19 protein-coding genes, 1 tRNA gene and 1 pseudogene are annotated in these 22,623 nt (G+C 73.7%); 11 read left to right on the top strand and 10 right to left on the bottom strand.

Annotation, left to right across the window (positions count from 1 at the left end):
- Positions 1-15: 15 nt before the first annotated feature.
- Both AC1C2V_RS03540 and AC1C2V_RS03535 read right to left on the bottom strand, forming a co-directional pair.
- Complete coding sequence (locus tag AC1C2V_RS03540) at positions 16-1,392, bottom strand: NAD(P)/FAD-dependent oxidoreductase (protein ID WP_495388175.1); 1,377 nt, start codon at positions 1,390-1,392, stop codon at positions 16-18.
- 115 nt (positions 1,393-1,507) lie between these two features.
- The gene (locus AC1C2V_RS03535) at positions 1,508-2,098 is read right to left on the bottom strand and encodes a hypothetical protein (protein ID WP_495388174.1); all 591 of its coding nucleotides are present in this window, start codon (positions 2,096-2,098) and stop codon (positions 1,508-1,510) included.
- A gap of 193 nt (positions 2,099-2,291) precedes the next feature.
- On the opposite strand from AC1C2V_RS03535, the gene AC1C2V_RS03530 reads away from it, so the two are divergent.
- The 3 genes from AC1C2V_RS03530 to AC1C2V_RS03520 are packed head-to-tail and all read left to right on the top strand — an operon-like array spanning position 2,292 to position 3,912.
- Positions 2,292-3,095, top strand: a complete 804-nt coding sequence (locus AC1C2V_RS03530; RefSeq protein ID WP_495388173.1) for a thymidylate synthase — start codon at positions 2,292-2,294, stop codon at positions 3,093-3,095.
- Entirely contained in the window at positions 3,092-3,652 is a 561-nt protein-coding gene (locus tag AC1C2V_RS03525) for a dihydrofolate reductase (protein WP_495388172.1), read from the top strand. Before AC1C2V_RS03530 ends, AC1C2V_RS03525 begins: the two co-directional genes overlap by 4 nt.
- A gap of 20 nt (positions 3,653-3,672) precedes the next feature.
- Positions 3,673-3,912 (top strand): hypothetical protein, encoded by a 240-nt coding sequence (locus AC1C2V_RS03520; RefSeq protein WP_495388171.1) that lies wholly within the window; start codon positions 3,673-3,675, stop codon positions 3,910-3,912.
- 212 nt (positions 3,913-4,124) lie between these two features.
- On the opposite strand, the gene AC1C2V_RS03515 is transcribed toward AC1C2V_RS03520, so the two are convergent.
- Both AC1C2V_RS03515 and xylA read right to left on the bottom strand, forming a co-directional pair.
- The gene (locus AC1C2V_RS03515; protein ID WP_495388170.1) at positions 4,125-5,657 is read right to left on the bottom strand and encodes an FGGY family carbohydrate kinase; all 1,533 of its coding nucleotides are present in this window, start codon (positions 5,655-5,657) and stop codon (positions 4,125-4,127) included.
- A gap of 97 nt (positions 5,658-5,754) precedes the next feature.
- Complete coding sequence (gene xylA, locus AC1C2V_RS03510; protein WP_495388169.1) at positions 5,755-6,921, bottom strand: xylose isomerase; 1,167 nt, start codon at positions 6,919-6,921, stop codon at positions 5,755-5,757.
- A 139-nt stretch (positions 6,922-7,060) separates the two neighbouring features.
- Between xylA and AC1C2V_RS03505 the strand changes: the two genes are divergently transcribed.
- Positions 7,061-8,290, top strand: a complete 1,230-nt coding sequence (locus tag AC1C2V_RS03505) for an ROK family transcriptional regulator (RefSeq protein ID WP_495388168.1) — start codon at positions 7,061-7,063, stop codon at positions 8,288-8,290.
- 90 nt (positions 8,291-8,380) lie between these two features.
- Positions 8,381-8,456, top strand: a tRNA-Arg gene (locus tag AC1C2V_RS03500).
- Positions 8,457-8,485: 29 nt separating this feature from the next.
- Here the strand turns inward: AC1C2V_RS03500 and AC1C2V_RS03495 are convergent.
- Positions 8,486-8,694, bottom strand: a pseudogene (locus AC1C2V_RS03495) (DUF8462 domain-containing protein).
- 426 nt (positions 8,695-9,120) lie between these two features.
- Between AC1C2V_RS03495 and AC1C2V_RS03490 the strand changes: the two are divergent.
- Positions 9,121-9,648, top strand: coding sequence for a DinB family protein (locus tag AC1C2V_RS03490; protein WP_495388167.1), 528 nt, complete (start codon positions 9,121-9,123; stop codon positions 9,646-9,648).
- Positions 9,649-9,745: 97 nt separating this feature from the next.
- On the opposite strand, the gene AC1C2V_RS03485 is transcribed toward AC1C2V_RS03490, so the two are convergent.
- Entirely contained in the window at positions 9,746-10,987 is a 1,242-nt protein-coding gene (locus AC1C2V_RS03485) for an MFS transporter (RefSeq protein WP_495388443.1), read from the bottom strand.
- Positions 10,988-11,622: 635 nt separating this feature from the next.
- On the opposite strand from AC1C2V_RS03485, the gene AC1C2V_RS03480 reads away from it, so the two are divergent.
- Positions 11,623-15,732, top strand: coding sequence for a PDDEXK-like endonuclease domain-containing protein (locus AC1C2V_RS03480; protein ID WP_495388442.1), 4,110 nt, complete (start codon positions 11,623-11,625; stop codon positions 15,730-15,732).
- Between the two features lie 66 nt (positions 15,733-15,798).
- The gene (locus AC1C2V_RS03475) at positions 15,799-15,999 is read left to right on the top strand and encodes a hypothetical protein (RefSeq protein ID WP_495388166.1); all 201 of its coding nucleotides are present in this window, start codon (positions 15,799-15,801) and stop codon (positions 15,997-15,999) included.
- A 32-nt stretch (positions 16,000-16,031) separates the two neighbouring features.
- On the opposite strand, the gene mscL is transcribed toward AC1C2V_RS03475, so the two are convergent.
- The 3 genes from mscL to AC1C2V_RS03460 all read right to left on the bottom strand — a co-directional run bounded on the left by mscL (position 16,032) and on the right by AC1C2V_RS03460 (position 17,815).
- The gene (mscL, locus tag AC1C2V_RS03470; protein WP_495388165.1) at positions 16,032-16,442 is read right to left on the bottom strand and encodes a large conductance mechanosensitive channel protein MscL; all 411 of its coding nucleotides are present in this window, start codon (positions 16,440-16,442) and stop codon (positions 16,032-16,034) included.
- Positions 16,443-16,544: 102 nt separating this feature from the next.
- A complete protein-coding gene (gene cpaB, locus AC1C2V_RS03465) occupies positions 16,545-17,309 on the bottom strand; it encodes a Flp pilus assembly protein CpaB (protein WP_495388164.1) in 765 nt (254 codons plus the stop codon).
- 155 nt (positions 17,310-17,464) lie between these two features.
- On the bottom strand, positions 17,465-17,815 hold the full coding sequence (locus AC1C2V_RS03460; RefSeq protein ID WP_495388163.1) for an FmdB family zinc ribbon protein: 351 nt from the start codon (positions 17,813-17,815) through the stop codon (positions 17,465-17,467).
- 165 nt (positions 17,816-17,980) lie between these two features.
- Here AC1C2V_RS03460 and AC1C2V_RS03455 point away from each other — a divergent pair, with 165 nt between their 5' ends.
- The gene (locus AC1C2V_RS03455; protein ID WP_495388441.1) at positions 17,981-20,638 is read left to right on the top strand and encodes a penicillin acylase family protein; all 2,658 of its coding nucleotides are present in this window, start codon (positions 17,981-17,983) and stop codon (positions 20,636-20,638) included.
- 88 nt (positions 20,639-20,726) lie between these two features.
- On the opposite strand, the gene AC1C2V_RS03450 is transcribed toward AC1C2V_RS03455, so the two are convergent.
- Positions 20,727-21,383, bottom strand: a complete 657-nt coding sequence (locus AC1C2V_RS03450; RefSeq protein ID WP_495388162.1) for a 5-formyltetrahydrofolate cyclo-ligase — start codon at positions 21,381-21,383, stop codon at positions 20,727-20,729.
- 120 nt (positions 21,384-21,503) lie between these two features.
- Between AC1C2V_RS03450 and AC1C2V_RS03445 the strand changes: the two genes are divergently transcribed.
- Together AC1C2V_RS03445 and AC1C2V_RS03440 are read left to right on the top strand one after the other, a co-directional pair.
- The gene (locus tag AC1C2V_RS03445; protein WP_495388161.1) at positions 21,504-22,145 is read left to right on the top strand and encodes a GNAT family N-acetyltransferase; all 642 of its coding nucleotides are present in this window, start codon (positions 21,504-21,506) and stop codon (positions 22,143-22,145) included.
- A 55-nt stretch (positions 22,146-22,200) separates the two neighbouring features.
- Positions 22,201-22,575 carry a VOC family protein gene (locus tag AC1C2V_RS03440; RefSeq protein WP_495388160.1) on the top strand — a complete coding sequence of 125 codons (375 nt, stop codon included), beginning with the start codon at positions 22,201-22,203 and terminating at the stop codon, positions 22,573-22,575.
- The last annotated feature ends 48 nt before the right edge of the window (positions 22,576-22,623 follow it).

Below are 22,623 nucleotides of genomic sequence, written 5' to 3'. Positions count from 1 at the left end.
TTCAGCCGGTCGTGCTCAGGCCGTGCGGAGCGGCCTGTCGGCCTTCGCCTCGTCGTGCTCGGCGGGGACCGGCGGTACCGCGGCCGCGAACGCGGCCCGGGGCGTCTGCACTGCGGCCAGCGACACGACGTCGCGCCCGAACGCCGCGGCCGTGAGCCACACCGCCGCCACCCGGACCTTGCGCTCCCACGTGGGGATCGCGAGGACGTGGTAGCCGCGGTGCATCAGCCACGCGAGACGCCCGCGCACCACCAGCCGGCGGTACTGGAAGACGCCGGAGCCGAGGCCGAGGGTGGCGACCACCCCGAGGCTCCCGTGCACGTACGGGCGAGTCGGCCGCCCGCGGCGGGCCGCGACGAGGTTGCTGGCCAGGCGCCGGCCCTGCCGCACGGCGTGCTGCGCGTTGGGGACGGCGAGCGCGCCCGGGCGCGGGACGGCGAGGTCGGGCACCGCGGCGCCGTCGCCCGCGGCCCACGCGTCGTCGACCGGCGCGTCGTCGGTCCCGACCCGCAGGTCGGGCCGCACGACGACGTACCCGCGCGCGTCGACCGGCAGGTCGGTGTGGGTCGCGACGACGGGGTTCGCCGCGTTGCCCGCCGTCCAGACCAGCAGGCCCGAGGCGAAGGACTCGCCCGTCGAGAGGGTCACGACGCCGCCTTCCGCCGAGGCCAGCCCTGTGCCGAGGTGGACGTGCGCCCCCCGCCGCTCGAGCTGTTCCCCCACCCAGCGGCCCGGGCGGTCCGAGACCTCCGGCAGGATGCGGTCGTTCCGCTCCACCAGGTGGAACCGGAGCTCGGAGGTATCGACCTCGGGGTACCTGCGCAGCAGGTCGTGGGCGAAAGACAGGAGCTCGGCGAACCCCTCGACGCCGGAGAAGCCGCCGCCCACGAACGTCACCGTGAGCAGCCGCTGTCGCTCCGGGCCGCGCGGCAGGCTCGCCGCCTCGTCGAACGAGGTGAGCAGCCGGTCGCGGATCGCGACGGCCTCCTCCACGTGCTTCATGCCGATCGCGTGCTCGGCGACGCCCGGGACCGGGAAGACACGGGTCACCGCGCCCGCCGTGACCACCACCGTGTCGTAGGCCAGCCGGTAGGGCTCGCCGGAGCGGGGGCGCACGACGACGGCGCGGGCCGCGTGGTCGATGCGCTCCACCGTCCCGTCGACGAGCCGCGTGCGGCGCAGGTGCCGCCGGTGCGACACCGCCGCGTGCCGGGCCTCGATCGACCCGGCGACGACCTCGGGCAGGAACGGCTGGTACGTCATGTACGGGCGCGGGTCGACGAGGACGAGCTCGGCGTCGCCCCGGCGCAGCTCGCGCCGGAGGCCCTTCTCGAGCTCGCGGGCCGCCGTGAACCCGGCGTAGCCACCACCGACGACGACGATGCGCTGCATGGTCTCCTCCTCCGCCGCGCCCTGTGGGCGCTCTCACCATGTCGACCGCACGGCGGGGTCGAGACGTGACACCCGATCGGTGTGACGTCGGAGACGTCGGGACGGCAGTTCGGGTTCAGGTCGGCAGTTCGAACTGCCGACCTGAACCCGAACTGCCGCCCCGAACCGCGACTTCCTCGCCGAGTACGCGGAGTGTTCGCTCAAGCTCGACTCGTCGCGCCGACCGGGAGAGCAGCCGGCTCACACGCGGGTCGACGGGGACGACGTCGAGAGAAGCCCGGGTGTCGGCGACGTGGAGCTGGTCGAAGGTGCCCAGCTGGATGCGGACCTGCTCCACGCGCACCGACGTCGCTGGCGACCGGTCGACCTGCCACCGGGGCACGTCGTCGCCCCGGAACCAGATCTCGGCCAGGTCGGGAAGAACAGCGAGAACGGCGTATTCGCTGCTCGTCGCGGAGATGCGTCGGGTGCCCACGCCCAGGCGACGAGCCTCGGAGAAAAGCTCCGGCGTGGTCAGGACGAGCACGACCTCCGCGAACGGGCGGGCACGAGCGACCGTCGACAGCTGGCGCCGCATCCGGCGCCCGTACCAGGCGAAGATCAGGACGGCGATCGCCAGGCCGATTACCAGCCCGCCGATGAACGGGCCATCGCTTCCATCGACGAGCATCGGCAGACGGACGAGCGCGCCGGCGGCGACGAGCACCGAACCCGCCAGAGCAGCTTTGCTTGCACGGCTGCGGCGCGGGCGAGGTGGTGCCTGGCCGTCTCGGCCGGAGGCGTCCGGGGCTGTGCTCATGAGCTGCCTCTCTCTCGTTGTCGCGACGGATCCTGCCACGGTCCCGACACATCGTCAGGGCGTCGGCCATCGACTGGCGGACGAACCTAGACTGGCCGGCATGGCCGCGATCCCCACGCCTTATGAAGACCTCCTGCGCGACGTGCTGGAGCACGGCACGCACAAGGACGACCGCACGGGGACGGGCACGCGCAGCGTGTTCGGCCGGCAGCTCCGGTACGACCTGAGCCAGGGTTTCCCGCTGATCACCACCAAGCGGGTGCACCTGAAGTCGATCGCGTACGAGCTGCTCTGGTTCCTGCGTGGCGAGTCGAACGTGCGCTGGCTGCAGGAGCGCGGCGTGTCGATCTGGGACGAGTGGGCGTCGCCGGAGGGCGAGCTGGGCCCGGTCTACGGCGTGCAGTGGCGGTCGTGGCCGACGCCGGGGGGACAGCACGTGGACCAGATCGCGAGCGTCATCGACCAGATCAAGGTCGACCCCGACTCGCGGCGCCTCATCGTGAGCGCGTGGAACGTGGCCGAGCTCGCGGACATGGCGCTGCCGCCGTGCCACCTGCTGTTCCAGTTCTACGTGGCCGACGGGAAGCTGAGCTGCCAGCTCTACCAGCGCTCGGCCGACCTGTTCCTCGGCGTGCCGTTCAACATCGCGTCGTACGCGCTGCTCACGCACATGGTCGCCGCGCAGACCGGCCTCGAGGTGGGGGAGTTCGTCTGGACGGGCGGCGACTGCCACGTCTACGACAACCACGTGGAGCAGGTGCGCACCCAGCTCGCGCGCGACCCGTACCCCTACCCGAGGCTGACGCTCGCGCCGCGGGACTCGATCTTCGACTACGCCTACGAGGACATCGAGGTGCTGGGCTACCAGCACCACCCGGGCATCAAGGCCCCGGTCGCGGTGTGATCGGGCTGATCTGGGCCCAGGCGCGCGACGCTGCGGGCCGGCCCGTCATCGGCGCGTCCGGAACCATCCCGTGGCGAGTGCCCGAGGACTTCGCGCACTTCAAGGCCACCACCGCCGGGCATCCCGTCGTCATGGGGCGCCGCACGTGGGAGTCGTTGCCGCGCCGCCCGCTGCCCGGCCGGACGAACGTCGTCGTGACCCGGCAGCAGGGCTGGGCGGACGACGGCGCCGTCGCGGCCGGCTCCCTGGACGAGGCACTGGCCGTGGCGGCCGCCGCCCCGGGCGGCGACGAGACCTGGGTCATGGGCGGCGGCGAGCTCTACGCCGCCGCGCTGGCGCTCGCGGACCGGCTCGTCGTCACGCAGATCGACCTCGACGTCGAGGGCGACACGTTCGCCCCCGCCGTCGCCCCCGACGCGTGGGTACCTGCCGACGGGATCGTGGCGCTCGACGACGGCGCGGAGTGGGCGACCTCGTCCGGTCCTGGTGCCGTGAGCTACCGCATCCGCACCTACACCCGCGCAACCCCGAGGGAGCCCCGACCTCCCGCGAGGTAGTGCGAAACCTGTGTCCGTTCGTGATCAACCCCTTCTACTTCTGCGGCCGGGACGGCAAGGAGCCGCACGTGTCCGACCGGAACCCGCACCCCGTGGACGCGTCCACGCCCGTCTTCCGGCGCATCCACCTCGTGCACGTCACCGCGCGCGACGTGCACGCCGCGGCCGGGTTCCTGTACGGCCTGCCCGAGCAGCCGCTGACCGACGTCACCCTCGACGACATCACCGTCTCGTTCGCCGCCGACCCCGTCGCCGGCTAGTCGGGCTGGTGGTTCCTCGCTGCGGGGCTGGCCTGCCTGCTCGGGAGCCCGCCCATGCCGAACATCAGCCAGCCGCCGTGCGGGGTAGCCAGAGGTAACGACGGGGTCGTGGAGGCTCACCGCGCCCTCGGCGGCCAGCAGGCCGACGGCCAGGCCCGCTCCTCGACCGCTGCGAGGTGGGCCGCGCGGACCGCGTCGACCAGGTCAACGGCTCAGGCCAGGTCGCGGACGGCGGCGTACTGCTCGCGGATCACCGGCTGCGGGTCGGCGTCGAGCGTGGTGGCGACGGTCGTGGACCACGCCGGGGCGTCCGCGCCGGCGTCGTCGGCCGCCGCGAGCACCCACGCCGCCTGGCGCGCGGCGCCGTCGGCCACGTACTCGCCGGGCTCGGGGATGGCGATCTCGAGCCCGAAGACCTGGGTGGCCACCTGCTGCACGGCAGGCGACTGCGCCGCGCCGCCGATGAGCATGACCCGCTCGATGGGCACGCCCCGCTCCCGCAGGGCGTCGAGGCCGTCCGCCAGCCCGCACAGCATGCCCTCGACGTACGCGCGGGCGAGGTGCTCGCGGGTGGACGTCGCCAGCCGGATGCCGTGCAGCGTGCCGGTCGCGTCGGGCCGGTTCGGGGTGCGCTCGCCCTCGAGGTAGGGCACCAGCACGAGGCCGTCCGCGCCGGGGGGCGCGGCCAGCGCCAGGTCGGCGAGCGCGTGCACGTCGACGTCGAGCACCGACCGGGCGGCGTCGAGCACGCGGGCGGCGTTGAGCGTGACGGCGAGCATCAGGGCGTTGCCGGTCGCGTCGGCGAAGCCGTTGATCGCGCCGGTGCCGTCGGCAGTGCGCGCCGGCGCCACGGCGGACACGACGCCCGACGTGCCGATGGAGATGGCGATGTCCCCGGGGCTCATGCCGAGGGCGAGGGCCGCGGCGGCGTTGTCGCCGGCGCCGGGGCCGAGCAGGGCGCCGTCCGGGACGTCCGTGCCGGCCACCGAGGCGTGCGCCACGCCGCCGGACTCCGCCGGGCCGAGCACGCGGGGCAGGAGCACGTCGTCGCGGCCGAGGGCCAGCCGCAGCAGGTCGGGGCGGTAGGCGCCCGCGCCTCCGTCTGCCTCGGCGTCGTAGTACCCGGTGCCGGACGCGTCGGAGCGGTCGGTGAAGAGCGCGTCGAGCTGCGGGCCGAGCGGCGTCTCGCCCTCGGGCCCGTACCCGGCGATGCGCCAGGTCAGCCAGTCGTGCGGGAGCGCGACGGCGGCGACGCGCGCCGCGTTCTCGGGCTCGGCGTCGCGCAGCCAGCGCAGCTTGGTGATGGTGAGGGACGCGACGAGCACGGAGCCGACCGCGTCGGCCCAGGCCTGCGCGCCGGCGTCGCGGTCGCCGCGCCGTCCTGAGCCTGCGCCGTCCTGAGCCTGTCGAAGGGTCGAGGGGTCGCCCAGCTCGCTGATGAGGTCCTCGGCCGCAGGCGCGGAGCGGGTGTCGTTCCACAGGATCGCGTCGCGGATCACGCGGCCCTCGGCGTCGAGGGCGATGAGCCCGTGCTGCTGCCCGCCGACGGAGATCGCGGCGACGTCGGCGAGCCCGCCGGCCTCGGCCGACGCGGCGACGAACGCGTCCCACCAGTGCTGCGGGTCGATCGACGTGCCGTCGGGGTGCCTGGCGGTGCCGGAGCGCACCAGCCGCCCGGTCTCGGCGTCACGGACGACGATCTTGCAGGACTGCGTGGAGGTGTCCACGCCGGCGACGAGGGGCATCGTTGCTTCCTTCTCGGTACGGGGGCGTTGCAGGTTGAGCCTGTCGAAACCCGCGGGCGCGGTCTCGACAGGCTCAACCTGCGATCGGTGGTTCGGGTCAGCCGATGAGGTGCTTCAGCGCGAGCTGGTGCAGCCGCACCAGACCGTAGTCGCGCTCGGCGACCGCGTCGATGTCGACGTCCTCGTAGGCGGACCGGTCGGCGAGGAAGTCGTCGAACGACTCGCCCGCGGCCATCGTCGTCTCGCCCAGCTCGAAGATGCCGGCGTGCTCGAAGGCCTTCTGCACCTCGGTGTCTTCGCGGTAGGCCTTGGCCTTCGCGGCGAGCATGTCGTACGTCTCCATGTTCGCCTTGGCCGACTCCCACACGCCGTCGAGGTACTCGGTGCGGCTCGGCTTGTAGTCGAAGTGGCGCGGGCCGTCATACGTCGGGCCGCCGTTCGGGAAGCCGTTCTCGAGCATGTCGACCGTGAAGAACGCGCTCAGCAGGTCGCCGTGGCCGAAGACCAGGTCCTGGTCGTACTTCGGGCCGTGCTGGCCGTTGAGGTCGATGTGGAACAGCTTGCCCGCGTACAGCGCCAGGGCGAGGCCGTGGGTGTAGTTGAGGCCGGCCATCTGCTCGTGGCCCGTCTCCGGGTTGAGGCCCACGATGTCGCCGTTGTCGAGCGTGTCGATGAGGGCGATCGCGTGGCCGATGCTCGGCAGGAAGATGTCGCCGCGGGGCTCGTTGGGCTTGGGCTCCAGTGCGATGCGCAGGTCGTAGCCCTTCTCCTTGATGTAGGAGGCGACGGTGTCGATGCCCTCGGCGTAGCGGGCGTGCGCGGCGTGCAGGTCCTTGGAGTTGTCGTACTCCGTGCCCTCGCGGCCGCCCCACATGACGAACGTCGAGGCACCCATCTCCGCGGCCAGGTCGGCGTTGCGCAGCACCTTGCGCAGGCCGTAGCGGCGCACCTCGCGGTTGTTCGAGGTGAACGCGCCGTCCTTGAAGATCGGGTGCGTGAAGGTGTTGGTGGTGACCATCTCGCAGACGAGACCGGACTCCTCGGAGGCCTTCTTCACCGAGTCGATGTGCTTCTGGCGCTCGGCGCCCTCGGCGCCGAACGGGAAGACGTCGTTGTCGTGGAACGTGAAGCCCCACGCGCCGAGGTCGGCCAGCTTGCGGATCGACTCCGCCGGGTCCAGGTCGGGGCGGGTGGCGGTGCCGAACGGGTCGGCAGCCGGCCAGCCGACGGTCCAGAGGCCGAACGAATACTTGATGTCGCTCACGGGATTCTCCTCGTTGAGGTGGGTGCCGGGTCGGGGTGTCGAGCGGTGCCGGGACGGCGTGCGGTGAAGCGGCGTCGCGTCCGCACGGCGTTTTGTTGTATGGCTGAACTATTGCGTGTCGCTGGGCTAGAGTCAACACGTGCCAGCCACCTCGACGACGACGCCCGCTCCGGCGCGACCAGCGCCCGCCGGCAGTGCGGCTTCGCGCCAGCACACCCTCCGCGAGCGGAACCTGAGACTCGTCGCGGCCGCCGTCTTCGAGGCCGAGACACCACCGTCGCGCGCCGACGTCGCCGCCGCCACCGGCCTCACCCGCGCCACCGTGTCGACCCTCGTCGACCGCCTCGTCGCCGGTCGGCTGGTGGTCGAGCTGCCGCCGGTCGCCGCTCAGCGCGCCGGCCGGCCCGCCGTCCCGCTCGTGCCCGCCGGGAGGTCCGTCGTCGGCCTGGGGCTCGAAGTGAACGTCGACTACCTCGGGGTGCGCGCGCTCGACCTCGTGGGTGACGTCGTCGCCGAGCGCGTCGTGACCGGGTCGCTGCACGACTCCGACCCGCGCGAGGTGCTGCGGCGGCTCCGGGCGCTCGCGGCCGAGGCGATCGCCGAGGTGGAAGGCGCCGGCATGCGGGTGGCCGGGGCGCGGCTCGCGCTGCCCGGGCTCGTCGACGCCCGCGGGGCCCGGCTCGAGGTGGCGCCCAACCTGGGCTGGTCGTCGCTCGAGCCCGTGCCGGAGCTCGACCTGCGCGCCGGCGACGGGCGGGCGCTCGCCGTCGAGGTGGCGAACGAGGCGAAGCTCGCGGCGCTCGCCGAGCTCGCCGGGGACGTGCCGCCGTCGTTCTTGTACGTCTCCGGCGATGTCGGCGTGGGGGCGGGGATCGTCGTCGACCGGCAGCTCTTCCTGGGGGAGCGGGGGTGGAACGGCGAGATCGGGCACGTCGTCGTCGACCCGGCCGGGCCCCGCTGCTCCTGCGGCGCCACGGGCTGCCTCGAGCAGTACGCAGGCAAGGAGGTGCTGCTGCGCGGATCGGGTCTGCCGACGTCCGCCCCCGTGGACGCGGTGGTCGACCTGCTGCGCGCCGGCGACGCCGCCGCGCTCGACACCGTGCGGCGCGCGGGTCGGGCGCTCGGCGCAGCGCTCGCGACCTTCGTCAACCTCGTCGACGTCTCGACGATCGTGCTCGGCGGCGCGTACTCCGAGCTGTACGGCTGGGTCGGGCACGTCGTGGCCGACGTGGTGGAGGAGCGCGCGCTCGCCGCGCCCTTCGCGCCGGTCGACGTGCGCCCCGCCGCCGCCGGCCAGCACGCTGCGCTCACCGGCGGTGCGCGCGAAGTGCTGCGGTCGGTGGTGGCAGACCCAGCCGGCTGGGTCTGATTCCGGTCGTCGAGCTGTCGGACGCTAGGCTGTGGGCGTCGTCGAGCGGTCCGCAGGGGCGCTCGTACGAACGACCGTCTCGGCGGTCGAGCCTGCGTAGCTCAGTGGATAGAGCAACCGCCTCCTAAGCGGTAGGTCGCGCGTTCGAGTCGCGCCGCGGGCACCACCTGGCCGGACATTCCGACGTGGGGGCAGTCATGCGGGCGGCACGGAATCGAGTTCCATGTAGCGCTTCATGAAGCGGTCGAACTGTGGAACCGTGAACTTCGCGTACCCATGGCGCGGCGTGTAGAGCAGGCCCCGCTGATGTGTCGTGCGCGGATCGGTGTGACCTGTTCCGAAGTCTTGCTCAGGACTGCGACCACGTCGCTGTCCTTCTGAGCGTCAGGTCCTAGCTCGGCCATTGCCCGCATGTATCGCAGCTCTTCGGGGGAGCAGCGTTGGACGCGCACGCGGAAGCTCTCGTCCAGCTCGGCTTCGACGACGTCGCACGCGGGGGCGACGTCCGCGCCCATGACTGTCGGCTCTTCGGCGACATTCCACGCGGCTCGACCGTGCTCCTGCAGGAAGGACGGTATCCCTCTGTGTAACGGATGATCTCGTTCACGGCCGAGACTTCGAAGTCGACTCCCTCGGCCCGCGCGGGAAGCCGCGCGGGAAGAACGAGTGCCTCCCGTGCGGCGGGCTCCGGGTCGACGATGCCGTCGACAACGAGAGTCGCGTAGCGACTCGCGCGAACGACGACAATGGCCTCGCCCGTCCTCGTCCCAGGAAGGGCGAGTCGGCGTAGCAGGCACTCCGCGCAGATCGGTGCGCCGTATCCTCGGACCATGCCGCTCTCCGACGTCGAACCCCGCCTGGACTCTGCCGACTCCGCGGCGCAGTTCGTGTCCTACCTCGACTTCTACCGCGCCACGGTGGAGCGGAAGCTCGACGGCCTGACCGACGAGCAGCTGCGCACGAGCCTGCTCCCGTCGGGCTGGACACCGCTGGAGATGCTGACGCACCTGGTGCACATGGAGCGCCGTTGGTTCGTGTGGGGGTTCCTCGGGGAGCAGGTGGGCAGGCCCTGGGGTGACAACGCCGACGCCACCCTCGACGCGCCGTGGAGCGTGCCGGCCGTCGTCGGGCGCGACGAGCTGCTCGCCGCGCTGCACGCGGGCGGGGAACGCACGCGCCGCATCCTCGCCGCGCACGACCTCGCGGAGCGCGGCGCCACCGGCGGGCGCTTCACGGCCGACGACGGCGACCCGCCCACGCTCGCCTGGATCTGCTTCCACGTGCTGCAGGAGTACGCGCGGCACGCGGGGCACCTCGACGTCGCGCGCGAGCTCGCCGACGGCGCGACGGGGGAGTAGCCCGAACTACCTCGCGGGGATCTGGACTACCTCGCGGAGATCGGAACTACCTCGCCGAGATCTCGACTACCTCGCGGGGATCTCGACTACCTCGCGGTCAGTCGGCCCGGGTGTGCGCGATGTGCGCGAGCTGGCGCCAGACGAGCACGAGTGTGAGGCCGGCCCCGACGAAGCCGAACCACATGGGCGCGGTGAGTCCCCAGTGCTCGGCCAGCAAGCCCCCGATGGCGTTGCCGACGACGATGCCGCCGAAAACACACATCATGTAGACCGACCCGACGCGGCCCTGGAACCGGGTGGGTGTGGCGCGCTGGCGCACGGTGTTCGACACCGTGCCCCACACGAACGCGTACGCGCCGTAGACGAAGAGGGTCGCCATCGCGGCCCATCCCGTCGTCGCGAGGGCTAGCGCCAGGTGGAACAGCACCTCGAGGGACAGGCACACCTTCATCAGGGTGGTGAGGGAGAAGCGCCGCTCGAGGGTCCCGTAGGAGAAGGTGCCGATCAGCCCGCCGATCGCGGAGGCGGTGATGAGCAGCCCGAACCCGACCGGCCCCATGTGCAGGTGGTCCAGCGAGTACTTCACGAGGATGGCCCAGGGCGCCGCCCAGGTGACGTTGAAGACCAGGATGACCAGAGCGAGCGTGCGCACCGGCGGGTTGGTCCAGATCCACCGCAGGCCCTCGGCGATGTCGTGCCGCACCTTGCGGGGCACGTCCGCTGCCCCCGCCGCCCCGCCGTCACGCGGCGGTACGGGCGTGAGGACGAGCTTGCGCACCAGCAGCACCGCGAGCAGCACGGTCAGGACCTGCAGGACGAACGGCCACGCGGCGCCGGCGGCGAAGAGTGCCGCGCCGACGGGCGGCCCGACGAGCTGGTTGGCGGTGAGGAACCCGGCCTGGAGGCGGGAGTTGCCGATGCCGAGGTCGGCGGGCCGCACCAGCATGGGCAGCAGGGTCTGCGAGGTGGTGTCGGCGAACACCTCGGCGACCCCCATGAGCAGCATCGCGGCCAGCACCACGGCGATGTTCACGTGCCCGGTCACGATGACCACGCAGAGAGCGGCGACGACGACGGCGCGCAGCAGGTTGGCGACGATGACGAGACGACGGCGGTCGAGCCGGTCGGCGAGCACGCCGGCCCAGAGGCCGAACACGAGCCAGGGCAGCCGCTGCAGCATCGCGGCCAGGGCGACGAGCATCGCCGAGTCCGTCTGCGAGGCCACCAGCAGGGGGCCTGCCGCCAGGGCGACGCCATCGCCGATGTTGCTCACCCACGACGACGACATCAGCCACCGGAACCCGGTGCCCATCCGGGCGGGTGCCACCGTCTCGACCATTCGTTTCACGGGCGCCCAGCCTAGGTGGCGGCGACCGCGGGCCACGCCGCATTTTCCTGGGGTGCGGCTTCGAGTTGCGAGGATCGTCCGCTTCGCATATTGACGCCGCCCCGGCCGAGCGGCAAACTCACGGTGACGGCGCGCATCGCCCGCCCCCTGCGCGGTGCGCGCTGTCCTCTGCCGGGCCGTGCCCGGCCCGACGCCCCTTCGGACCCCCCGCCGAGGGGGCGTCTACGTGGTCGCACCCGGTTGGCGTCGGAGCCGCTGCGGTGGTTTCGACAGGCTCAACCGCCGAAGGTCGGCGTGCCGAGGCCTCCGCGAGGGGTCGGCCGTTCTACCGTGCTGGCGTGAGAGCCGCCCGACGATCCAACGCCACGACCGCGGTCGACCCCTCTGCCGGGGTGCCCGCCGCGCCGGCCGCGTCCCCAGGGACGGGTCGGGCCGCCGGCGACCCGGCGGCGGCCGACGACGATGCGGCGAGCCTCGACTCCCCGTCCGCCGCGCCTCCGGGGCCACCGGCCGCGGCCGGGAGCTCGAGCGGGCCGTCCGGCCGGAGGGTGTCCGAGAGCGCGTCGTCCGCCGCCGCGGCCGCGGTCGAGGCCGCGACGCGGCGGTGGCGGTCGTCCCTGGTGGAGATGGTGGGCGGCTCGTCGTTGTCCGACGTGGGGCTGCTCGGGGAGGCGGTCGTCGATCTCTCCGCGGCGCACCCGTCGGGAGTCGCCGGGCTCTTCGCCGGCCGCCCCACGCGCCTGTCCAACCTGATCCGCGAGGGCGACGCGCTGCCCGCGGCGCGTCGTCGTGCCCGGGCGGTCGCGGCCCGTGCCGCCGAGCACGCCTCGCGCTACGGCGTCGCGCCCACGTACCTCGCGATCGGCGTCGCCACCTGGGTGGAGCACGACGACGGGCCCGAGGTGCCGTTCGGCGGCGGCGGCCCGCAGCGGCACGACGTCGCGGCGCTTGCCCGCGTCGCCTCGGTGTCCGCCACCGAGCCCGACGCCGAGGACGGCGCACTCGGGACGGACGGCGCACCCGACGCCGAGGCACCCGACGACGCCGGGCCGGGCGCCGGGCCGGGCGGCACGGCGGCCGACACCCCGGGTGGCGCGCCCGACGGCGATCCCTCGGACGCGGAGGAGGGCCCGGCGCTGACCGCCTCGATCCCGGTCGTGTCGATGGCGGCGCAGAAGCCGGCCGCCCCGCGCGCGACCCCGTCGAGCCCGGACGACGCCCCGCCCACCGGCCGTGTGGTGCACGCGCCGGTGGTGCTGCGCCCGGTGACGCTCACCCCCCGCGGGGACGGCGGCGCCGACTACGACCTCACGCTGGAACCGACCGTCGAGATCAACCCCGTGGTGGCGCGCACGCTGCGGGCGCACGGGGCCCTGCTGGACCCGGCGTCGCTCGCGAAGGCGACGTTCACGCTCGCCGGGTTCGACCCCGCCGACGTGCTGGCCCGGGTGACCGCGCTCGGCGAGGCCGTGCTCGACGACTTCCACCTCGACCGGCGCGTGCTCGTGGGCACCTTCGTGCACCCGGGCCAGGCCCTCGTCGACGACCTCGACCAGCTCGCGCCCGCCCTGCACCGGCACGAGGTGGTCGCCGCCCTCGCCGGCGTCGACGCCGCCGCGGAGAGGCTCGCCGCCCTCGAGCTCCCCGCGCCGCGACGCGGGGACGCCGACCCGACGCGCGAGCGCGGCGTGGGCGACCTCGACCCGCAGCAGCGCTCGGTGCTCGACGCACTGGCCACGGGCGGGCACCTGTTCGTGGATGCACCCGTGGGCTCGGACGTCGCGGGCACGCTGGCCGCCGTCGTCGGCGAGGCGACCGCGGCCGGCCGGTCCGTGCTCTACGTGACGGGCCACCGGCGGGCCGCGGACCGGCTTGCGCTGCGGCTCGACTCGCTCGGCCTCGAAAGCCTGCTGCTCGACGTGCCACCGCACCCGACCTGGCGCGAGGACGTGACCCGGCGGCTGCTGTCGGCGATGGCGAGCGAGCCGGAGCAGGTGGACGTGGACGGCGCCGCGCGGGTGCGCGACGCGCTGATAGGCACGCGTGCCCAGCTCAGCGGGTACATCGAGGCCCTGCACCAGCCGCGCTCGCCGTGGCAGGTCTCGGCCTACGATGCGCTGCAGGCGCTCGCCCGGCTCACCTCCGAGCGGCCGGCGCCGTCGACCACCGTGCGGCTGGCGTCGGAGTCCGTGCTGGCCCTGAGCGCCGAGCGGCGGCGCGAGATCGCCGGCGGGCTGGAGCGCGCGGCCGTGCTGGGCGCCTTCACGCTGCGCCCGTCGTCCACCCCCTGGTACGGGGCGCTCCTGCTGACCGACGACGACGCGCGCCAGGCCCTCGTGCGCGTCGAGCGGCTGCGCGACGTCACGGTGCCGCAGCTGCGCCGCCAGCTCGCGTACACGGGCGAGGTCACCGGCCTGACGGCGCCGACGACGGTGCGCGGGTGGGGCGATCAGCTCGCGATGCTGGGCGGGATGCGCAGCACCCTCGACCTGTTCCACCCGATGGTCTTCGAGCGCACCGCCGCCGACCTGGTGCAGGCGACGGCGTCGCGGCGCTGGCGGGCCGAGCACGGGGTGGAGATGGGCTGGTTCGCGGGGCGGCGGCTGCGCAAGCGGGCCAAGGACATGGTGCGCCCGGGCGTGCGGGTGTCGAACCTGCACGAGGCGCTGGTCCAGGTGCAGGAGCAGCGGGACGTCTGGGCGGAGCACGCCCAGCGCGGCGGCTGGCCGACGCTGCCCGAGGGGCTCGCGTCCATCGAGGACACCTACGGGGCGGTGCGCATCGACCTCGAGGCCCTCGAGCCGGTGCTCGCGCCCACGATGCTCGGCGGCCACCTGCTGGACCTCGACCTCGACGGGCTCACGGAGCGGCTGCAGCGGCTCGCGGGTTCCGCCGACGCGCTGGGTGTGCTCCCCGAGCGCACGAACCTGCTGCGCCTGGCGCGGGCCGCCGGGATCGGCGACCTGGTCGACGACCTCACCGACCGGCGGGTGCCGGGCGACCTGGTCTCGGCCGAGCTCGAGCTCGCCTGGTGGTCGTCCGTCTTCGAGCAGCTGCTGGCCGCCGACCCCGTGCTCGCCGGGCAGGACGGCACCGGGCTCGACGCCCTCGCCCGCCGCTTCCGCGACCTCGACCGCGAGCACCTCGCGGCACTCTCGCAGCCGGTGCGGGTCGCGGCTCGCGCGCACCTCGGCACCGCGATGCGGGAGAACCGCGACGGCGCGGAAGCCCTGTTCACGGAGCTCATCGAGGGCCGGATGACCACGCTGCGCGACATCGCGGAGCGGCACGGCGACGTGCTGCGCCGGCTGCGCCCCGCGCTCGTCGCCACCCCGACGCTCGTGCCGCACCTGCTGCCCCAGCACCGCACGGCCGACGTCGTGATCCTGGACGCCGTGCAGCACGTGCCCACGGAGGTGGTGGTGCCGGCCCTCGCGCGCGGGCGCCAGGTGGTGGTGGTGGGTGACCCGCGGTCCGCGTCCGGCTCCAGCGTGCGGGAGCTCGCCGCGCTGCTGCCCACGGTGACGCTCCAGCCGCACGAGAACAGCCGCGACCCGGAGCTGACCCGCCTGCTCGCCGCCCACGGGTACGAGGGGCTGTTGCGCCCCGCCCCGCTGCCACGCGCGGAGGCCCTGGTGCACCTCGACGTCGTGGACGGCGCCGGGATGCCGGACCCGGTCTCGGGCAGCGTCGAGAGCACGCAGGCCGAGGTGGACCGCGTGGTCGAGGTCTCGATCGAGCACGCCCTGACCCGCCCCGAGGAGACGTTCGCGATCGTCACCGTGACGGCCGCGCACGCCGACCGGGTGCGCGAGGCACTGCTCGCGGAGGTGCGGTCCAACCCGGCGCTGGCGCCGTTCTTCTCCGGCTCGCGGCCGGAGCCGGTCGTGGTCGCCGACATCACCGGCGTGGCCGGCCTCTCGCGGGACACCGTGCTGCTGTCCGTGGGCTTCGGCCGGACGCCGCACGGCCGCGTGCTGCACCGCTTCGGTGTGCTGGGCGACGCCGGGGGAGAGGCCATGCTCGTCGGCGCGCTCGGCGCCACCCGCAAGCGGCTGCACGTGGTCTCGTGCTTCCGGGCCGATGCCCTCGACCCGGAGCGCCTGCGGGGCGCCGGGCCGCGGCTGCTGGTCGAGACCCTGGAGCTCGCCGAGCGGCGCTCCGGCGTCGCCGACCAGGTGCTCCTCGGCAACGGCGTCGACGTGGGCCGCGCCCCCGACCGGCTGCTCGTCGACCTCGGCGAGCGTCTCTGGAAGCTCGGCTACCTCGTCGAGACGGACTACGGGGCATCCGACGGCGACCGCATCCCGCTGGCGGTCGGGCACCCCGACCTGCCGGGCGAGCTGCTCGTCGCCGTGCTCACCGACGACGCCGCGTACGTGGCGGAGCCGTCGGTCCGGGTCCGCGACCGCCAGCTCGCGGAGCGGCTCGAGCGCGTGGGGTGGGTCGTGACCCAGGTCTGGTCCGCCGCGGCGTTCCTCGACCCCGACGGCGAGGCCGACCGCGTGCGCCGGCTGGTCCAGCGGGTGCGGGACGAGCGGATCGGCACCGCGGGCGGGGTCGTGCCACCGCGCGACGTCGTGGTGCCCGTGCTCCCCGACGAGGACATCGAGGACGCGCACGACGACGTCGAGGTAGTTCCTCCGGACGCCGAGGTAGTTCCCGGGGACGGCGATGTAGTCGATGCCGATGGGGATGTCGAGGACGGCCGGACCGAGCCGCGGTCGGACGACTGAGCGGTCCCACGCCGTGCGGTGCCGTGCGGTGCGGTGCGGTGCGGTGCGGTGCCGGACAATGGTCGGGTGAGCGAACGTGACGAGAACCCGCCGACGTCGGGCTCGACGTCGGCCGGCGAGCCCCGGCGCAGGCGGCCCCGCCGCGCGGTGCGGCGCGGCGGGGAGCGGGAGACGGTGCTGGGGGAGACCGCCGACGACCGCGGCGGCCACGGCGACAACGACGACCGCCTGACGCGCGACGTCCCGCCGCACTGGGGTCGACGCTGACGGCTGTGGCCGTTGTGCGGCCGCCGTACCGGTCAGGGCTGGGGGCGGCCCGACTGCGCGGCGAGCAGGTCGCGGATCTCCTGCAGCAGGGCGGTGTCCTCGGCCGGGGCCTCTGGCTCGGGCTCCTGTCCACGGGCGCGGCGCTCGGCCAGGTGGTTGAGCGGCGCGACGACGACGAAGTACAGGGCGGCGGCGATGATGAGGAAGTTCAGCACGGCGTTGAGGAAGACTCCGACGCTGAAGACGGAGTCGTTGATCACGAACCGACCGACATCCGAGATGTCCGGCTCGCCGAAGATCGCCGCGATGAGCGGGTTGATGATGCCGTCGAGCAGGCCGGCGACGACGGCCGTGAACGCGGTGCCGATGACGATGCCGACCGCGAGGTCGACGACGTTTCCTCGTATGACGAATTCCTTGAAGCCCGCGAGCAAGCTCTTCACGTAGTTCCCCCCTTGCTGTTCCCCCCGGGGTGTCCCGGGGACGACTGACGGTGGCCGATTCTCGCGGGGGAAGCCGCGGGGTGCAACGGCTGGTCGGCCTGGTCACCGCACGAGCACGGCGCCGACGGTGCCCCACCCGGACGCCGCCGACAGTGACGGGGCCTCGTCGGGGGACACGGCCACGAGGGTGACGTCGGCCCCGTCGGGCGTGGTGCCGCCACCGCCGAGGAGGCCGCCGGCCGCACCCTCCTGGCCGTCGTCCGCCGGCCGGGGCAGCACCAGGGCCCGGCGCGCGAGGTAGGTGTCGGCGCCGCCGTCCTCGCCGTCGCCGACCGCCCGTGCGGCCTCACCCGTGACGACCAGGTCGACGCGGTCGCCCGGCCGCAGCCACCCGGACGCCGTGTCGTCGAGGCGCACGGGCACCACCACGCTGCCGTCGGGCGCCTGCGCCACCACGCCGCCGCCCGGGACGAGGTCGGGATGCAGCGGGATGCCGGCGGGGAGCGCGATCGCGGGCGATCGGCCGACGACGGCGGCGGCGTCGGTGACCACACCGTCGGGGGCGAGGGCGGCGGGCACGGTCGCCGTGGCGAGGTCGTCGGCGTGCACGACCTCGCCGGCCGGCAGGACATGCGCGGGGACGACCACGTCGACCGTCGGTGGCGGCGCAGGGCGGAGCGCCTGCACGACGGTCGTCGCCGCGAGGCCGCAGCACAGCGCGGCGAGCACGAACCGACCGCGCCAGAGGACACCGCGCAGCCGCCGGGCCAGACGTCGCCGGCCGGTCCGACCGCCCGGTTCGTGGCGGGCCGGGGGGTCGGGGCGTCGAGGGCGGGAGGGGCGGACGGGCGCGTCGGGCAACGGCATGGCGGCGACGCTAGGTGCGGCCACGACGGCTCCGGCCGCGTCCGGGCGCGATCTGTGGACGACGCCGGTCTGGGGGCAGGGTCAGCGCCCGGGACGGCGCGGAGTCGTCAGGATGGCCGAGGGCTCGGCCGACAGGCCGGCCGACGGCGCAGGGCTCAGCTGGACGCGGCCTTGGAGGAGCCCGACGACGTGGATGAGGCGGACGACGAGCCGCTCGAAGAGCTCGAGCTGCCCGACGAGGACGAGCTGCCCGCGGACTCTTTGCTCGTCGACGAGTCGGAGCTCTTGCCGGCGGAGCTCTCTGCCGACACCGCGCTCTTGTCCGAGCCGGCGCGGGAGTCCGTCCGGTAGAAGCCTGTGCCCTTGAACGTCACCCCGACCGACCCGTACTGCTTGCGGAGCTGGCCGCCGCACTCGGGGCAGACGGTCAGCGAGTCGTCGGTGAACGACTGGTGGACGTCGAAGGCGTGGCCGCAGTCGGCACACCGGTACGCGTAGGTGGGCACGTGATCTCCTCGGGGCGGACGTTGGCACGTCCGCGCGACGGACGGTGCTGGCACTCGGGTGATGCGAGTGCCAAGCATACGCCGGGCGGTAGTCTCGCCTGCGTGTCAGCGACCGCCAGCCCTGCAGCACCTGGAAGCCCGTCCGACCCGGACCTCTCGTCGGACGTGACGGAGACCGAGCCGGCACCCCCTCGGCGGCCCCGTTCGCGGCTCCGCAGCGCGGCCGTCGGCGTCGCCGTCGTCGTGGTCCTGGCGGTCGTGGCCACGGTCGTGTTCGGCGTCGTCACCGGGCGCCGCCCGCTGCCGGACCACGACGGCACCCAGCAGGTGCCGGGCCTCACCTCCGCGGTCGAGGTGCGTCGTGACGCCCAGGATGTGCCGCAGGTGTACGCCGACACGGCCGAGGACCTGTTCCGCGCCCAGGGCTACCTGCAGGCGCAGGACCGCTTCTTCGAGATGGACTACCGGCGCCACGTGACGGCCGGCCGGGTCGCGGAGCTGGTCGGCAACGTCCCGGCCGCGATCGAGGCCGACAAGGTCACGCGCACGTTCGGCTGGCGCCAGGTGGCCGAGCAGGAGTGGCACCTGATCTCCGACGAGTCCCGCGCCTATCTCCAGGCGTACGCGCAGGGCGTCAACGCCTACCTCGAGGATCGCGACCCGGAGGAGATCGCCGTCGAGTACACCGTGCTCGGGGCGAGCGTCGACATCGACGAGCCTGAGCCGTGGGACCCGGTGGACTCGCTGGCCTGGCTCAAGGCCATGGCGTGGGACCTGCGCGGCAACTATGACAGCGAGCTAGACCGCGCCCTCGCCTACAGCACGCTCGGCGAGTCGGACCTGGTGGACGAGCTGTTCCCCGCCTACGACGACAGCGGCAACCACCCCGTTCTGCGCAACCGCGACCTGGCGAACGACAGCACGTCGGACAAGGACGGGAAGTCCGAGGAGGATCCGGCCACGGACGCCGAGCTGGCGTCCGCGCTCTCGGGCCGGACGTCGGGCGGCGGGGCGGCGACGGACGCGCTGAGCGCGGCGGTCGACTCCGCCCGCGGTGCGCTCGAGGCGGTGCCCGTGCTGGTGGGCCGCGGCGACGCCGCAGGCTCGAACTCGTGGGCCGTGTCGGGGGAGCACACGGCGTCCGGCGAGCCGATGCTCGCCAACGACCCGCACCTCGAGCTGTCCGCCCCGGGCATCTGGTCACAGGTGGGCCTGCACTGCAACGAGGTCACTGCCGAGTGCCCGTTCGACGTCACAGGCTTCTCGTTCGCCGGCTTCCCCGGCGTCGTCATCGGGCACAACGGTGACCTGTCGTGGGGCCTGACGAACATGGGCGCCGACGTCACCGACTTCTTCATCGAACGCGTGCGGGGCGACACCTGGCTGCGCGACGCGGACGCCGAGGAGTGGGAGCCCCTCGACGTGCGCACCGAGACCATCCGGGTCGCGGGGGCCAGTCCCGTCGATCTCACGGTGCGCAGCACGGAGCACGGCCCGATCGTCTCGGACGCGCTCGGCGTGGGGGACGTGGTCGGCTCGCCCACCGAGGACGGCACGGAGTTCGGCGAGTACGCCGTCGCGCTGCAGTGGACGGCTCTGCAGCCGGGCCGCACCGCGGACGCCGTCTTCGCCTTCGACACGGCGAAGGACGCGAAGGACATCAAGTCCGCGGCCGCGCTCTTCGAGGTGCCCGCGCAGAGCATCGTGTTTGCGACCTCCGACGGACATATCGGGTTCCAGGCGCCCGGCCGTATCCCGGTGCGTTCCGACGTCAAGGGCCCGGTGCCGTCCGACGGCTCCTGGCCGCGGCCCGGCTGGGACCCCCGCTACGACTGGAAGGGCTGGGTGGACGACGGCGACATGCCCCGCTCCCTCGATCCCGAGGAGGGGTTCGTCGTGGCCGCCAACCAGGCCGTGCTGCGCGACGGGGCGAGTTCGTTCCTCACCGACGACTGGGACTACGGCTATCGCTCGGAGCGCATCCGCACCCTCCTGACCGAGCAGATCGCGGCGGGCCGGCCGTTCACCGCCGAGGACATGAACCGCATCCAGAACGACGACTGGTCGGCCTTCGCCGAAGCGCTCGTGCCCGTGCTCGTCGATCTCGACCTCGACGACTCGTTCGACGCCGCGGGGCAGGAGCTCCTCGCCGACTGGGACTACCGGATGGACGCCGACTCCCCGGCCGCCGCGTACTTCGCGGCCGTGTGGCGCAACCTGCTGCAGGAGACGTTCTGGGACGACCTGCCCGCGAGCATGCGCCCCTCGGGCGGCGACCAGTGGCTCATGGTGGTGAAGTCGATGCTCGAGCGCTCCGACGACACCTTCTGGGATGACCGCGCCACGGTGAACGTCGTCGAGACGCGCGACGAGATCCTCACGCGGGCGCTCACCAGCGCCCGGCGCGACCTCACGGTCGAGCTGTCCAAGGAGCCGAAGGACTGGGACTGGGGAACGCTGCACACGTTGCGGCTCGAGCACTCGGTGCTCGGCGGCACCGACGTGCCCGTCCTCGTGCGCGACCTCGTCAACCCGGACGGCGTGCGGATGCCCGGCGGGTCGGCGATCGTCAACGCCACGGGCTGGGACGCCGGCACCGGCAGCTTCGCGGTGACCACGGGGCCGTCGATGCGCATGGTGGTGGATATGGCCGACCTGGACGCGTCAACGTGGGTCACGGTGACGGGCACGTCGGGTCACCCGGCGTCGTCCCACTACGACGACCAGCTCGACGAGTGGGCCGCGGGGGAGACGTTCCCGTGGCCGTTCACCCGCGAGGCCGTCGAAGCCGCCGCGGAGGTCCGCACGACGCTGACCCCCTGAGCGATCTCGTCGGTCGAGCCTGTCGAGACCTGGTTTCGACAGGCTCAACCAGCGGGCTCAACCAGCGGGGCTGTGGGTTTCGACAGGCTCACCCGACGGGCAGCGACAGCCAGCCCTCGGGCGTGACGACGGCGTGCACGGACACGTCGTGGTCCGCGGACGGCAGCGGGTGCTCGGCGCTGTCGTACACCTCCTCGGGGAAGACGAGCGCGACGACGGGCACGCCCGGCCGGCGCATCTTCAGCGAGCGGTCGTACCAGCCGCCGCCCTGGCCGAGGCGCACGCCCCGGTCGTCGACGGCGAGGGCGGGCGCGACGACGACGTCCGCCTGCGCGATGGCGTCGGCGCCGAGCGCGGGGCCGCCGGGCTCGGGCGGGCGGCCGGGCGCACGCTTGAGCAGGTCGTCCGGCCCCTGGTACTCGGCCCAGTCGCGGGCCAGGCCCGCGCCGAGCACGGGCAGCAGCACGCGGGCGCCGCGGTCGGCGAGCTGTTGCAGCAGCACGTGGGTGCCCGGCTCGGTGGGGCGGGAGACGTAGGTGGCGACGACCTGCGCGTCGCGCACCGCTGGCACGGTGGCGAGGATGTCGGCGAACGCTCGCGCGGCCTCGTCCCGCAGGCGGGGCGAGCGCTCGGCGCGGTGGGCACGGATGACCCGGCGGAGCTCCTCCTTGGCGTCGGACAGCTCCATCCCGGCGACGACCGGGTACGGCTGGTGTGCTCTCGATCCCTTGCGGTCGCCGTGCATGGGGCCATTGTGGCAGGGTCCCGTCCGGGAGTCCCGGCGCGCGCCGGTGACGCCGAGGATGGCCCGTGCCGCGGTGACCGGCGGGATCCGGGCAGCAGCGTCGGGACGGAGCAAGGTGGCATGACGCACAAGCACGCCAGGGGATGGGCCGTGTCGCGACCGTGGCCGGTCACGTTGCGCGAGGACGGCCCGTCCGGGGCCCTGCTGCTGCGGCCGCTGCGGCGCAAGGACGGACCGGACTGGTTGCGCCTGCGCAACCGGAACGCGCGCTGGCTCGAGCCGTGGGAGGCCACGTCCCCCGGCGAGCGTCCGACCTCCGCGACGTTCGGCGAGTACCTGAGGGCGCTGTCCGCGCAGGCCCGCGCCGGCACGACGCTGCCCTTCGCCGTCGAGCTGGACGGCGAGCTCGTCGGGCAGCTGACCGTCTCCCAGATCGTGTACGGCTCGCTCTGCTCGGCCAGCATCGGCTACTGGGTGTCGCAGGAGGTGGCCGGCCGGGGCGTCATCCCGACGGCGGTCGCGATGGCGGGCGACTACTGCCTCGCGGTGCTCGGTCTGCACCGCATCGAGATCAACATCCGCCCCGAGAACGCCCCCAGCCTGCGGGTGGTGGCCAAGCTGGGCTTCCGCGACGAGGGCGTGCGCGAACGCTTCCTGCACATCCAGGGGCAGTGGCGCGACCACCGCACCTTCGCGCTCACCACCGAGGACGTGCCGGAGGGTCTCCTCGCCCGCTGGCAGCAGACGCGGGGCGAGGGCTAGGGCGGTTCTCCCCAGGGTCTGGCGGGCGCCTCTCGTGCGCCGATACGGTGGGCCGATGGCATCGGTCAAACAGTTCCAGGTCACCTTCGACTGCGCGGATCCCGAGCGCGTCGCCCGCTTCTGGTGCGAGGTGCTCGGCTACGTCATGCCCGAGGGCGCGACGGACGCCGCCGTCGATCCCACGGGCGTGGGCCCGCGGCTGTACTTCCAGCGCGTCCCCGAGGGCAAGGTCGTCAAGAACCGGGTGCACCTCGACGTGCGGGTCGGCACCGGGCTGGTGGGGGAGGAGCGGCTCGCCGCGCTCCAGGCGGAGCAGGCCCGGCTCGAGCCGTTGGGCGCCGTCTACCTGTACACGCAGCTCGCCGATGGCGAGGAGGAGTCCTGCATCACGATGCAGGACGTCGAGGGCAACGAGTTCTGCGTCGACTGAGTTCTGCCTCGACTGACGAGCCCCGTCGGGCATCCCGACACCGGACAC

Source organism: Isoptericola sp. Y541 (genome assembly GCF_059445465.1).
The sequence above is the reverse complement of the archived record's forward strand: the minus strand, read 5'-3'. Positions and strand labels throughout refer to the sequence as shown.

Excerpts from the sequence above, each read along its gene's own strand:
- AC1C2V_RS03540 (WP_495388175.1), bottom strand. The coding sequence starts at position 1,392 with ATGCAGCGCATCGTCGTCGTCGGTGGTGGCTACGCCGGGTTCACGGCG.
- AC1C2V_RS03530 (WP_495388173.1), top strand. The coding sequence starts at position 2,292 with ATGGCCGCGATCCCCACGCCTTATGAAGACCTCCTGCGCGACGTGCTG.
- AC1C2V_RS03515 (WP_495388170.1), bottom strand. The coding sequence starts at position 5,657 with ATGCCCCTCGTCGCCGGCGTGGACACCTCCACGCAGTCCTGCAAGATC.
- AC1C2V_RS03490 (WP_495388167.1), top strand. The coding sequence starts at position 9,121 with ATGCCGCTCTCCGACGTCGAACCCCGCCTGGACTCTGCCGACTCCGCG.
- AC1C2V_RS03485 (WP_495388443.1), bottom strand. The coding sequence starts at position 10,987 with ATGGTCGAGACGGTGGCACCCGCCCGGATGGGCACCGGGTTCCGGTGG.
- AC1C2V_RS03480 (WP_495388442.1), top strand. The coding sequence starts at position 11,623 with ATGGTGGGCGGCTCGTCGTTGTCCGACGTGGGGCTGCTCGGGGAGGCG.
- cpaB (WP_495388164.1), bottom strand. The coding sequence starts at position 17,309 with ATGCCGTTGCCCGACGCGCCCGTCCGCCCCTCCCGCCCTCGACGCCCC.
- AC1C2V_RS03450 (WP_495388162.1), bottom strand. The coding sequence starts at position 21,383 with ATGCACGGCGACCGCAAGGGATCGAGAGCACACCAGCCGTACCCGGTC.
- AC1C2V_RS03445 (WP_495388161.1), top strand. The coding sequence starts at position 21,504 with ATGACGCACAAGCACGCCAGGGGATGGGCCGTGTCGCGACCGTGGCCG.
- AC1C2V_RS03440 (WP_495388160.1), top strand. The coding sequence starts at position 22,201 with ATGGCATCGGTCAAACAGTTCCAGGTCACCTTCGACTGCGCGGATCCC.